This window comes from Corallococcus terminator (genome assembly GCF_003611635.1).
Lineage (GTDB): Bacteria > Myxococcota > Myxococcia > Myxococcales > Myxococcaceae > Corallococcus > Corallococcus terminator.
In genome coordinates this window covers 1-11912 of record NZ_RAVZ01000308.1, presented here as the reverse complement: position 1 = coordinate 11912, position 11912 = coordinate 1, and the positions used below count along the sequence as shown (strand labels likewise).

The window sequence follows — 11912 nt, the reverse complement described above, 5'->3', positions numbered from 1 at the left end:
GTGGCTACGACAGCGGTGGCGGGGATGGAGTTGTTGCGACGGGGCCGGGTGGACACGCGAGGGTTGCCGCTCGCGGGCGCGAAGGACGTGGGCCTCACCGAGTACGCCGCGCTGACGTTTGGCGGCTGGGATCTGTTCGAGGAAGACCTGGAGAAGGCCGCGCGCAACCACGCGGTGCTGACCGACAGCCAGATGGAAGCGGTGGCCCCCGTGCTCCGGGGCATGCGGCCCTGGCCCGCGGCCTCCAACGCGAAGTTCTGCAAGAACGTCGTTGGCACGGCGACGAAGAAGACTCGCGGTCTGCGCGAGCAGGTGCAGGCCATCCGCGAGGACCTCACCCGCTTCAAGAAGGAGCAGGGCCTGGAGCGCGTGGTGGTGGTGAACCTGGCCTCCACGGAGAAGAGCGTGGACCTCACCCGGCCGGAGTTCGCCACGCCGGAGGCCTTCGAGAAGGCCCTGGACGCGAACGACGCGGACATCGGCCCGGCCATGCTCTACGCCTACGCGGCCATCGTGGACGGCGTCCCGTTCGCCAACTTCACGCCCAGCGTCGCCGCGGACGTGCCCGCGCTGATGGAGTTGGCCAGGCGCACCGGCGCACCCATCGCCGGCAAGGATGGCAAGACAGGGCAGACGCTGCTCAAGACGGTGCTCGCGCCCGCCCTGCGCGACCGCGCGCTGCACGTGGAGGGCTGGTACTCCACCAACATCCTGGGCAACCGCGACGGCGAGGCCCTCAACGACCCGGCGTCGAAGCAGAACAAGCTCGACACCAAGGGCGCGGCCCTGGACAGCATCCTTGGCTACAAGGTCCAGGACCACATCGTGCAGATCCAGTACTACCGCCCGCGCGGGGACAACAAGGAGGCCTGGGACAACATCGACGTGACGGGCTTCCTGGGGCAGCCCATGCAGATCAAGCTCAACTTCCTCTGCAAGGACTCCATCCTCGCCGCGCCGCTCGTCGTGGAGCTGGCCCGCACGCTGGACCTGGCCAAACGCCGGGGTGAGGGCGGCGTCATCGACGCGCTGGGGTGCTTCTTCAAGGCCCCCATGTCGCCCGACGGGCAGCCCGTCGAACACGCCATGGCCGAACAGCAGCGCCGCCTGATGACCTGGCTGTCCAAGGGACGCACACGGCAGGCCGAACATCCCCCCGAACGCCTCAGGGGCTGAAACCCAGACATGAACGCACCCGCGCGCGACACGACGGCGGCCCCGGGCCACCTGGCGAAGCTCCGCCCGCTGCTGTCGGAGCTGATGGACCTCAAGCGGATCCGCACCCCGGATCATCCGGACGGACTCGCGGCGCACGGCTTCCGTCGCGCCTGGGCGGCCCTCGTCGCGGGAGCGGACGCTGGCGCCGTGGCGCTCCAGGAGACAGCGCGCGCGGTGGCGGCGGTGCGGCTGGGCGGCCTGGACGCGGACGTACTTGCGCGGACGGGCCTCCTGGCCAGGGACACGGAGCGGGTGCTGCGCCGGGGCCTGGACGCGGTGGCGGGCCCGCTGGAGCCGGGGCTCCGGGAGAAGCTGTCCCAGGCGTTGTCCCAGACCGTGACGCCGCCCACGCATCACGCACCGCCCGCGTTCGTGGAGCGGCTGGTGCATCAACCGCGCGCCGGGGCCACGTTCCCCGGCCGCGCACGCATCCTCGTCCCACCGCACGAAAGCCACGCCGACCACTGCTACGCGGTGGCGGTGGGCGCGGTGCTCGTCTCGCCGCGCTTCGGCGCGAACCCGGCCCTGCCCTTCCTGGCGGGGCTGTCGCACCACCTCTTCAACGCGGAGCTGCCGGACGCGGGCTACGCGGGGGAGGAACTCCTGGAGGACCTGCTGGCGCCGCTCATGAAGGGCCTCACGCAGAAGGCCCTGGAGTCTCTTCCGGAGCCCCTGTCCCGGAACGTGCGTCAGGCGTTGGCGCTCACCGGCCACCTGGACACGGCGGAGGCACGGGCCTTCAACGCCTCGGACGCGCTGGACCGGGTGCTGGAGCTGGACGCCCACGCCCGCGCGGCGGGCTTCACCCTGCGCCAGGCGATGGAAGAGCTGGAGCTGATCCACCCGGGGCCCCTCCAGGCCTTCGGCAACGACATCCTCGCGGAAGCGGCGGTCTGGCCATGAATCACCTCCGAAGGTCTCACGACGCGGCGCCGCCGCGACTCTTCGCTCCGGACACGGGCCGGCCGCTGTACCCCCGCACGCCGGCCACGCCCGACCTCTGGACGGACGGCATCGGGCACTGGCCCGTCGTGGACGGCATCCCCTTCCTGCGCACCGGCCGGGACCTGCTGCGCGACTCCGTCATCCAGGCGTTGGAGCAGGGTGACCGACGCCGAGCGGTCGCGCTGCTGCTGCGGGACCGGGACGACCATGCGCGCATCGCGCCGCCCTCCGTCGAGGAGGCCCTCGCCGTGGTGGCGGGCGTGGAGGACGGGACCCTGGGCCTGCGCCAGGCCATGGAGCGGCTGTGCTTCGGGCCGGTGGCCTCCTACTTCGCGCACCGGCAGTCGGCGCCCACCTTCCTGAGCGCGCTGGGACTCCTGGCGCAGCACTGGGACGCGCCGCCCCGCGTGGTGGAGGTCGCGTGCGGCATCGGGCAGGTGCTGCGCGAGGTGATGCTCCGGGGCACGCCCGGCGTGGGCGTGGACGTGGTGTTCGCCAAGCTGTGGCTCGCCCGCCACTTCATCGTGCCGGAGGCCTGGCTCGTCTGCGCGGACGTCGCCGCGTCGGGCCTGCCCCTGTCGTGCGTGGAGGGGGCCACCGTGCTGTGCCACGACGCCTTCTACTTCCTGCCGGACAAGGCCGGGGTGCTGCTGGAGATGCGCCGCGTGGCCGGAGACACGGGCCGGGTGCTGGTGGGCCATGCGCACAACCGGCACGTGGATCAACGCGGCGTGGACGGCTTCCCGCTGAGCCCGGAGGAATACGCGGCGCTCCTGCCCCAGGCCGCCTGCTACGACGACGCCGCGTTCGTCACCGGCTTCCTGGAACAGCACCCGGTCCCCGCCGCCACACCGGCGGAGCTGCGGCACGCGGAGGCCCTGTCCTTCGCGTGGCCCGCGGGCCCGGCCCGTCGCGCCATCGACTTCGGAGCGCCCGCGCCCGGCGTACCCCTGCGCCCCAACCCCCTGCTGACGATCCGCGACGGTGTGCTGACTCCGGTCTGGCCCACGCCGGGACTCGCCCGGGAATACGCCAACGCCCACTACCTGCGCGGCGACGACGCGGACGACACGGCCCTCTTCGCGAGGGCCCACCTCCGGGGCGCGATGCCCGACGAGCGCCCCGTCCTGCTGCGCCGCCGCTGGCTGCTCGACCTTCCGGAGAGGTGGTGACCATGTTCGATGCGAAGCCGAAAGCCCGTCGGTTGGGCTGGGCCGTGGTGGGCTGTGGTTGGGTGGCCCGGGACTACGTCATCCCCGCGCTCCAGGGCGCCCGCAACACGCGGCTGGTCGCGCTGTGTGATTCGGACGCGGAGGCGCTGATGCGCCTGCAGGCGGACGACGCCGCCCGGTACACCCAGTTGTCCTCGGTGCTGGAGGACAAGGAGGTGGACGCGGTCTACATCGCCACGCCCAACCATCTGCACGCGGCGATGACGGAGGCGTGCGCGGCGGCCGGCAAGCACGTGCTGTGCGAGAAGCCCATGGCCGTCACGCCGCAAGACGGGCTGCGCATGGTGGCGGCGTGTCAGCGCGCGGGCGTGCACTACGCCACCGCGTTCGACCAGCGCCACCACGCGGCGCACCGCAAGCTGCGCACGCTGGTGAAGGAGGGCGTGCTGGGCACCATCACCCAGGCGCGCATCCACTACGCCTGCTGGCTGCCCGCGGACTGGACCCCGGGCAACTGGCGCATCGACCCGGAGCAGGCCGGTGGCGGCGCGATGATCGACCTGGCGCCCCACGGGCTGGACCTGCTGGAGGTGGTGCTGGGGGATGAATGGCGGTCGCTCACCGCGATGGTGCAGCGGCGCGTTCACGACTACGCGGTGGACGACGGCGCGGTGCTGATGGGGCAGTTCAAGAGCGGCGCGCTGGGCCTGTTGCAGGTGGCCTACAACTGCCCGGACGCGTACCCGCGGCGCACGCTGGAAATCATCGGCACGAAGGCGCGCGCGCTGGCGACCAAGACGATGGGCCAGACGCCCGGCGGCTCGCTGTCGCTCACCGACGCGAAGACAGGCGAGGAGACGTGGATCCACCTGTCGCCAGCGGAGGACCGCAGTCCCTTCCTGCACCAGGTGGAGTCCTTCAGCGCGTGCGTGCTGGAGGACCGGCCGCAGCCGTTCCCGCCCGAGCGCGACGTGCGCCTCGTGGGACTGCTCACCCAGGCGACGCAGTCCGGAAAGGCGTTCCCGCCATGTCACTGACCCGCTACGCCTGCACCCATTGCGGCACGTGGCAGCCGGGCTTCTCCCACGAGTCGCCCACGGGCTGTCCCACCTGCCTGGACGTGCGCAACGCCCTGCCGCGCGACGGCTGGAACTTCCAGACGGCGGGCCAGGTGTCGGAGCGCCTGTCCACGCGCTGGGAACAGACGCTCCCCGGCATCTGGGGCTTCACCTGCGAGCCGTCCTTCGGCCTGGGCTCCAGCGGGTGGCTCCTGCGCAGGCCCGAAGGCAACGTCGCGTTCGAGGGCGCGCCCTGGTACTCGAAACCGGCGCTGGAATACCTGGAGGTGATGGGCGGCATCCGGGTGCTGTCCGCGTCGCACCCGCACGGCTTCGGGGCGCTGTGGCAGTTGCAGGAGCACTTCGATCCGCTGCTCGTCCTGCACAAGGACGCGGTGCCCTACTCCAAGGCCTTCCAGGTGCGCTGGCCGGTGGACGACGAGCACGAACTGGCACCGGACCTGACGCTGCACTGCGTGGGCGGCCACTACGAGGGCCAGACGGTGATGTACGACGCGAGCACCCGCTCCCTGTTCTGCGGGGACGCGCTGAAGGTGGACCTGGACGCGCGCGGCAAGCCCACGGCGCTGTCGTGTCACAAGGGCTTCCACTACGCGATTCCGCTGAGCCACGGCGAGCTGCGCCGCTACCGCGCGGTGCTCAAGCAGCTCCCGTTCGAGAACGTCTTCACCACCTTCGAGTTCGCCCGGGGCGTCACCCGCGAGCACGCGCTCGCGCTGTTCGACCGGCTGCTCGCGGGCATGCCTCACACCCGTCCCGTTCCGTTGGAGGAATTGTCATGAGCGTTTCCCAGGCCATGGATGCCTATTTCCGCGCTGTCTCCACGGGCGCATTGCAGACGTTCCGCATCGACGGCCTCGACCGGCTGGGCGTGCCAGTGGTCTCCGCGAGCCTCCGGATGGGAGCCGGGCCCGGGGTGGTGCTGCACGGCAACGGCTACGGCATCACCGAGGAGGATGCCCACGTCGGAGCCCTGGGCGAGCTCGTGGAGGAGGTCTTCTCCGAACACGCGATGGGGCGGATGCCCCGGGTGCACGGCAGCTACGCGGCGCTGGTGCGCGCGCGGGGACCCACGGCGGTGGTGGACCCCCTCACGCTGGGGCTGCCCGCGGGCAGTCCCTACCGTCCGGACATGCCGCTCGTCTGGGTGGAGGTGCAAAGGCTCTCCACGGGCGAGCAGGTGCTGGTGCCGGAGGAGTTCGTCGCCATCCACCCCGGACAGTTGCAGGGGAAGTCGCCCCTCATCACGCCCATCACCAACGGCCAGGGCGCGGGGCTGACGCGGCAACAGGCGCTGGCGCACGGCCTGCTGGAGCTGCTCCAGCGCGACGGCAACGGGCTGATGTACCGCGCCATGGACCAGGGCCTGGTGCTGGACCTGGAGGGCGCGGAGCTGGCACCCGACGTGAGGGCGCTGCTGGAGCGCTACCAGCGCGCGGGCGTGGAGGTGCTGGCGAAGCTGGCGAGCACCGACTTCGGCATGGTGAACGTGTACGTGGTGGGCCGCGACCTGTCCGTGGGCGACCAGCCGCTGATGGTGACCGCGTGCGGCGAGGCGACCGACCCGGACCGGGACCGGGCGTTGCGCAAGGCGCTGCTGGAGTACGCCTGCTCTCGCTCGCGCAAGGCCTTCGCGCACGGCCCCCTGGACGAGGTGGCCCGGGTCGCGACGGACGAATACATGGAGCGCTTCGTGCCGCGGGTGGACCTGAACGCGGAAGAGCCCCGGGCACTGCACGCCATGGCGGAGTGGGCGCGGATGCCCGCCGCCGCGCTGCGCGAGCTGACGGCGTGCACGTTGATGCGCCGACGCACGGTGCGCTTCGAGGACCTGCCCCGCGCGCCCGTGGTGGAGGACCCGACGTTGCGATGCGACCACGTGGTGCGCCAGCTCCAGGCGTCGGGCTTCGACATCCTCGTCGCGGACATGTCCCCGCCCGGACGCGCGGTGCACGTGGTGAAGGCGCTGGTGCCGGGGCTGGAGGTGGAGACGATGGCCTACAGCCGCCTGGGTGAGCGCAACGTGGCCCGGCTGATGGAGCGCCACGACCCCCTGGTGGGCATGGGCGCGCCGCCGCCAGGAGCGCAGCCGGTGCGGCTGACGCCGGAGGCCGAGGAGCGGCTGGGCGGCCCCGCCTGGTTCAACGTGCGGCTGGCCGAAGCACGCGTGGGGCGCCTGTACCCGCTCTACCGGGAACCCGACCGTCACGCGGTGCCCGCGCTGCTCGCCAGCCGCCGCTTCGGCGGGGAGTGAACCGCGCTCCGCCCCGCTTCGACTTCCGCGTGTCGCCTTTGGAGGAACCTTCATGAGCCTTGCCCAAGCCCTCGATGCCTATTTCCACGCCCTGCCCACGGGCGAGCTGCACCTGTTCCGCATCGACGCCATCGACCGGCTGGGCGTGCCCGTGACGCGCGCCAGCCTGCGGATGGACGATGGGCCCAACGGCGTGACGCACGGCAACGGCTACGGCAACACCGAGGACGAGGCCCGCGTCGGAGCCCTGGGCGGGCTGGCGGAGGACACCTTCGCCGAGCTCGCGATGAAGCGGATGCCCCGGGTGCATGGCAGCTACACGACCCTGGTGCGGGCGCGGGGGCCCACGGCGGTGGCCGACCCCCTGACGCTGGGGCTGCCCGCGGGCAGTCCCTACCGCCCGGACATGCCGCTCGTCTGGGTGGAGGTGAAGCGACTCGCCACGGGTGAGCGGGTGCTGGTGCCAGAGGAGTTCGTCGCCATCCATCCCGCGCAGTTGCAGTGCAGGTCGCCCCTCATCACGCCCATCACCCATGGCCAGGGCGCGGGGCTGACGCGGCAACAGGCGCTGTCGCACGGGCTGTTGGAGTTGCTGCAACGCGATGGCAACGGGCTCCAGTATCGCGCCATGGACCAGGGCGTGGTGCTGGACCTGGAGGACGTGGAGCTGACGTCGGATGTGAAGGCCCTGCTGGAGCGCTACCAGCGCGCGGGCGTGGAGGTGCTGGCGAAGCTCGCGAGCACCGAGTTCGGCCTCGTGAACGTGTACGTGGTGGGCCGCGACCTGTCCGTGGGCGACCAGCCGCTGCTGATGGTGGGCTGCGGCGAGGCGACCGACCCGGACCGGGACCGGGCGCTGCGCAAGGCATTGCTGGAGTTCGCGGGCTCCCGCGCGCGGCTGGCCTTCTCGCACGGCCCGCTGAGCGAGGTGGGCCGCATCGCCCCCAAGCCATACATGGATCGCATCCTGCCGCGGGTGGACCCAGACGCGGAGGAGCCCCGCGCGATGCGAGGCATGATGGAGTGGGCACGGATGTCGTCCGCGGCCCTGCGGGAGCAGACCGCGTGCATCCTGTCGAAGCGGCGCTCGGTCCGCTTCGATGAGCTGCCCCGCGCGCCGGTGGTGGAGGACCCGTCGCTGCGGTGTGAGCACGTGGTGCGCCAGCTCCACGCGGCGGGCTTCGACATCCTGGTCGCGGACATGTCGCCGCCGGGCCACCCGGTGCACGTGGTGAAGGCGCTGGTGCCGGGGCTGGAGGTGGAGACGATGACCTACTCCCGGCTGGGTGAGCGCAACCTGAAGCGGCTGCTGGACCGGAGTGATCCGCTGGTGGGCCTGGGCGAGCCGCCAGCGGGAGCCCAGCCGGTGCGGCTGACGTCGGAGGCCGAGGAGCGACTGGGCGGCCCTGCCTGGTTCAACGTGAAGCTGGCGGAGGCGCGCGTGGGCGGGCTGTATCCGCTCTATCGCCAGCCGACCGCGCACGCGGTGCCCGCGATGCTCGCCAGCCGCCGCTTCGGGGGCCAATGACCATGGCACCGCGCTTCGCCTACAACACCAACGGCGTCTCCAATCACCGCTTCGAGGACGCGCTGCGACTCATCGCGGACAGCGGCTACGACGGGGTGGCGCTGACGCTGGACCATCACCACTTCGACCCGTTCGCGCCGGACTTCGAGCGGCGCACGGAGCAACTGGCCGCGCTGCTGGAGCGCCTGGGCCTGGGCCTGGTGGTGGAGACGGGGGCGCGCTTCCTCCTGGATCCGCGCAGGAAGCACGAACCCACGCTCATCACGCCGGACGCGCAAGGACGGGAGCGCAGGCTGGAGTTCCTGAAGCGCGCGGTGGACGTGTGCGCGACGTGCCGGGGGGAAGCGGTGTCGTTCTGGGCCGGGGTGCCCCGTCCGGGGGTGACGGAGGAGGTCGCGTGGCCGTGGCTGGTGGAGGGGGTGGCGCGGCTGGCGGACCACGCGGCCTCGCGCGGGGTGGTGCTGGCGGTGGAGCCGGAGCCGGGGATGTTGGTGGAGACGGTGGACGCGTGGCGCCAGTTGCAGGTGAGCGTGGCGGCACGAGGAGCGGCGCCGGTGCGGTTGGCATTGGACGTGGGGCACCTGCTGGTGACGCAGGAGCGGACGCCAGCGGAGGCGGTGCGCGAGTTCGCGTCGGTGCTGGGCACGGTGGCGCTGGAGGACATGAAGCGCGGCGTGCATGAGCACCTGCCGTTCGGAGAGGGCGACGTGGACGTGCCGTCCGTGCTCCGGGAGCTGGTGCGCGTGGGGTACGACCGGCTCATCTGCGTGGAGCTGTCCAGGGATGCGCACCGGGCGCACGAGATGGTGCCCGGGGCGTTGGCGTGGTTGCGGGCGCGCCTGCCGACGGGCGCGGAGGTGGCGGCATGAGCAACGAACTGAACCGGCTGCGGATCTGCTTCATCTCCCGGCGCTTCTTCCCGGCGATTTCCGGAATGAGTGTCTATGCGCTCAACCTGGTGCGGGAGCTGGTGGCCTGCGGGCACGACGTGACGATGGTGAGCCAGTACCGCAACGACCCCGCGGGCATGGCGGTGTACGGGGGCGGGCCTCCGCCAGGGATTCCGGGCGCGCACGTGCTGGGGTGTGAGTCCCGGGGCGAGCAGCGCATCAACCACGGCCAGCCCGCGAGCTTCGAGCAGGACGTGGAGGACCTGGTGGACACGGTGATTCGGGAGCACCGGCGCCGGCCCTTCGACGTCATCCATGCGCAGTACGGCTACCCCTGTGGCCTGGCGGCGCTGGAAGCGGCGCGGCGGCTGGGTCTGCCCAATGTCGTCTCCATCCAGGGCGGCGACGGGCACTGGGTGGGGACGTGCTGTGACACGCACAAGCAGGCGATGCTCGCGGTGCTGGGGCACTCCGGAGCGCTGCTGATTGGCAGCCGGTCGTTCGCGGAAGAGGTGCACGGCCACCACGGCACCCCGATGAGCCGCTTCACCATCGTGCCGGGGGCCACGGACACGCAGCGCTTCCATCCGAGGAACGAGCTGACGCTCGGGGAGATGCGGGACGTGCCGGTGCTGCTGTACCACGGCCGGGTGGACGCGAGAAAAGGCGTGATGGAACTGCTGGACGCGGTGAAGCGGCTGGTGGCGGAGGGGCGCCGGCTGAAGCTGCGCGTGTCTGGGATTGGGCCGGACGTGGAGGCGGTGCGCGCGAGGGTGGAGGCGGAGGGGCTGCGGGACACGGTGGAGATGGTGGGCGCGTCCACCTACGCGGAGGCGCCGGACCTGTACCGGAGCGGAGACCTCTTCGTGTCGCCCACCTATTCGGAAGGGTTCTCCAACACGCTGCTGGAGGCGATGGCCTCCGGGCTGCCCATCGTGTCCACGAAGGCGGTGGGGGTGGTGGACTGCCTGGAGGATGAGCGGGACGCGCTGCTGGTGCCGCCGAAGGACAGCGACGCGCTGGCGGAGGCCATCACCCGGCTGCTGGGCAACGCGCCGCTGCGCAAGCGCCTGGCGACCACGGCGTTGGAGGAGGTGCGCAAGCTGTACTCATGGCAGGCGGTGGGGCGCAGGATTCAAGGCATCTACACGGAGCTGACGGGCACGCGGCCGGACACGCACTGGACGCACCTCTACGACCCGGCGACGACGGAGGCGAGCGCGGATCCCACGTGCCGCTTCCGCTCCGCGCCGCACCTCCTATGAGCACGGCCCTCTTCATCTCACCGCACCTGGATGACGTGGCCTTCTCATGTGGAGGCACGCTGGCTGCGTTGAAACAGCAGGGGTGGACGGTGGCGCTCGTCACCCTCTTCACCCGGTCGGTGCCGGAGCCGAAGGGCTTCGCGCTGCAATGCCAGACGTCGAAGGGCCTGGGGCCGGAGGTGGACTACATGGCCCTGCGACGCGCGGAGGACCGGGCGTTCGCGAAGAGGTTGGGCGTGGACGTGTCGGTGTGGGGCGACCTGGAGGAGGCGCCCCACCGTGGCTATGGAAGTCCCGCGGAGTTGTTCCAGCCGCCGCGAACCACCGATGTCGTCGGTGCCTGGGTGCGCGGATGTCTGCGTCCGGTGCTGTGGGACCTGAAGCCGGACCGGGTCTTCGTGCCGCAGGCGCTGGGAAGCCACGTGGACCATGTGCAGGTGGTGCGAGCGGTGCAGGCACTGGGCATCCCGTCGAATCGGATCCTCTACTACCGGGACACGCCCTACGCCGTGCGACAGCCGGAGGCGCGTCCGGACGCGACCCTGCCCCAAGGCCTGCAACCCCTGGCCGTGGACATCACCGAACACCTGTCCCGGAAGCTGGAGGGCTGTGCCTGTTACAGCAGCCAACTGGGCTTCCAATTCGGAGGCGCGGAGGGCCTGGCGCCCCTGCTGACCGACTTCCACCAACGGGAGGCGCTGGAGCACGGCCGCACCGGAGCCGCCGAGGTCTTCCTTACGTGACCTCGTTCTAGGGCATACTTCTGGCGTCTGGCTGAGTGCTCAAGCCCCCAACGCCCGCCACGGATCGTCGAAGGAGGCGAGGGGTGCCGACAGGGCGACGTCCGGTATGAAGCGCTGAGGCAAGACGGCTCCCATGCCCAGATGGGTAGCCAGCCGGGCCAACGCCAGCCCCTCGATGAAGACGAAGGTCTGGGTCTGAGCGTCTTCCGGGGCAATCGAATCCAGAGCGCTCAGCTCCGCGAACCAGGCAGCGTGCTCACCGCCCATGCCTTCGAGGGCAAGCGCCAACCCTGCATCGTTTTTATGGATGAGTGCCGAACTGGCGTCGTAACGGAACGACAACGTCGGGTCCTTTCCCGCATCCAACGCACGGAGCTTTTCCTGCTGCCGCGCCGTGTCCTCGCCCCGCGCCATGGACATGATGACGTCGAAATACAGGAAGAGGACAGGGTCTTCCATTCCCGGATGATGCTGCGTAGGAGCAAGTGCGGCAAGCTCCGCGGCCAGTGGGAAGTCGCCCGCCGCAAGCGCGTCCCAGAACGGCTCCGCCCTGCTCAGGCAAAGGTAGTAGGGGTCCACGGTCACACCCGCCCGGGCGTGCCTGAGCATGAACGCATAGGCCCTGGCACTCTGTTGAAGGTGCTGGGAATAGGCTTCCACGTCCAAGGCCCCCAACAGGTGCGCGATGGCCCGGTGAGTGTCAACGTAGTTGTCGCGTGAAACAGGTCAAGCAGCTGCGGTCATTGTTGGAACGAGAGGGGTGAGGTTCGGGGAAGGGTTGAGCCGCACGGGGCCCGTGGGTGTCCAGTCGCGGGTGT

11 protein-coding genes are annotated in these 11912 nt (G+C 71.0%); 10 read left to right on the top strand and 1 reads right to left on the bottom strand.

From position 1 onward, the window contains the following. The 10 genes from D7V88_RS32420 to D7V88_RS32375 form a co-directional block, all read left to right on the top strand. The coding region (locus D7V88_RS32420) for an inositol-3-phosphate synthase (protein WP_208726603.1) at positions 1-1176 on the top strand (1176 nt) is incomplete at its 5' end. Positions 1177-1185: 9 nt separating this feature from the next. Continuing rightward, positions 1186-2121 carry a hypothetical protein gene (locus tag D7V88_RS32415; RefSeq protein WP_120544490.1) on the top strand — a complete coding sequence of 312 codons (936 nt, stop codon included), beginning with the start codon at positions 1186-1188 and terminating at the stop codon, positions 2119-2121. Then, positions 2118-3335 carry a class I SAM-dependent methyltransferase gene (locus tag D7V88_RS32410; protein WP_120544489.1) on the top strand — a complete coding sequence of 406 codons (1218 nt, stop codon included), beginning with the start codon at positions 2118-2120 and terminating at the stop codon, positions 3333-3335. Before D7V88_RS32415 ends, D7V88_RS32410 begins: the two co-directional genes overlap by 4 nt. A 2-nt stretch (positions 3336-3337) precedes the next feature. Further along, on the top strand, positions 3338-4372 hold the full coding sequence (locus D7V88_RS32405) for a Gfo/Idh/MocA family protein (RefSeq protein WP_120544488.1): 1035 nt from the start codon (positions 3338-3340) through the stop codon (positions 4370-4372). Further along, on the top strand, positions 4363-5196 hold the full coding sequence (locus tag D7V88_RS32400) for an MBL fold metallo-hydrolase (RefSeq protein ID WP_120544487.1): 834 nt from the start codon (positions 4363-4365) through the stop codon (positions 5194-5196). Before D7V88_RS32405 ends, D7V88_RS32400 begins: the two co-directional genes overlap by 10 nt. Then, positions 5193-6668 carry a YcaO-like family protein gene (locus D7V88_RS32395; RefSeq protein ID WP_120544486.1) on the top strand — a complete coding sequence of 492 codons (1476 nt, stop codon included), beginning with the start codon at positions 5193-5195 and terminating at the stop codon, positions 6666-6668. The genes D7V88_RS32400 and D7V88_RS32395 overlap by 4 nt, the downstream gene beginning before the upstream one ends. Positions 6669-6720: 52 nt before the next feature. Then, on the top strand, positions 6721-8196 hold the full coding sequence (locus D7V88_RS32390; RefSeq protein WP_120544485.1) for a YcaO-like family protein: 1476 nt from the start codon (positions 6721-6723) through the stop codon (positions 8194-8196). A 2-nt stretch (positions 8197-8198) separates the two neighbouring features. Then, positions 8199-9065 carry a sugar phosphate isomerase/epimerase family protein gene (locus D7V88_RS32385; protein WP_120544484.1) on the top strand — a complete coding sequence of 289 codons (867 nt, stop codon included), beginning with the start codon at positions 8199-8201 and terminating at the stop codon, positions 9063-9065. Beyond that, complete coding sequence (locus tag D7V88_RS32380; protein WP_120544483.1) at positions 9062-10351, top strand: glycosyltransferase family 4 protein; 1290 nt, start codon at positions 9062-9064, stop codon at positions 10349-10351. The genes D7V88_RS32385 and D7V88_RS32380 overlap by 4 nt, the downstream gene beginning before the upstream one ends. Then, positions 10348-11094 (top strand): PIG-L deacetylase family protein, encoded by a 747-nt coding sequence (locus D7V88_RS32375; RefSeq protein WP_120544492.1) that lies wholly within the window; start codon positions 10348-10350, stop codon positions 11092-11094. The genes D7V88_RS32380 and D7V88_RS32375 overlap by 4 nt, the downstream gene beginning before the upstream one ends. Before the next feature lie 39 nt (positions 11095-11133). Here D7V88_RS32375 and D7V88_RS32370 read toward each other — a convergent pair whose 3' ends face one another. After that, positions 11134-11754 (bottom strand): immunity 49 family protein, encoded by a 621-nt coding sequence (locus D7V88_RS32370; RefSeq protein ID WP_147448946.1) that lies wholly within the window; start codon positions 11752-11754, stop codon positions 11134-11136. Positions 11755-11912: the final 158 nt, after the last annotated feature.

Coding starts and splice junctions, on each gene's coding strand:
- D7V88_RS32400 (WP_120544487.1), top strand. CDS start 4,363: ATGTCACTGACCCGCTACGCCTGCACCCATTGCGGCACGTGGCAGCCG.
- D7V88_RS32395 (WP_120544486.1), top strand. CDS start 5,193: ATGAGCGTTTCCCAGGCCATGGATGCCTATTTCCGCGCTGTCTCCACG.
- D7V88_RS32380 (WP_120544483.1), top strand. CDS start 9,062: ATGAGCAACGAACTGAACCGGCTGCGGATCTGCTTCATCTCCCGGCGC.
- D7V88_RS32375 (WP_120544492.1), top strand. CDS start 10,348: ATGAGCACGGCCCTCTTCATCTCACCGCACCTGGATGACGTGGCCTTC.
- D7V88_RS32415 (WP_120544490.1), top strand. CDS start 1,186: ATGAACGCACCCGCGCGCGACACGACGGCGGCCCCGGGCCACCTGGCG.
- D7V88_RS32385 (WP_120544484.1), top strand. CDS start 8,199: ATGGCACCGCGCTTCGCCTACAACACCAACGGCGTCTCCAATCACCGC.
- D7V88_RS32405 (WP_120544488.1), top strand. CDS start 3,338: ATGTTCGATGCGAAGCCGAAAGCCCGTCGGTTGGGCTGGGCCGTGGTG.
- D7V88_RS32410 (WP_120544489.1), top strand. CDS start 2,118: ATGAATCACCTCCGAAGGTCTCACGACGCGGCGCCGCCGCGACTCTTC.
- D7V88_RS32390 (WP_120544485.1), top strand. CDS start 6,721: ATGAGCCTTGCCCAAGCCCTCGATGCCTATTTCCACGCCCTGCCCACG.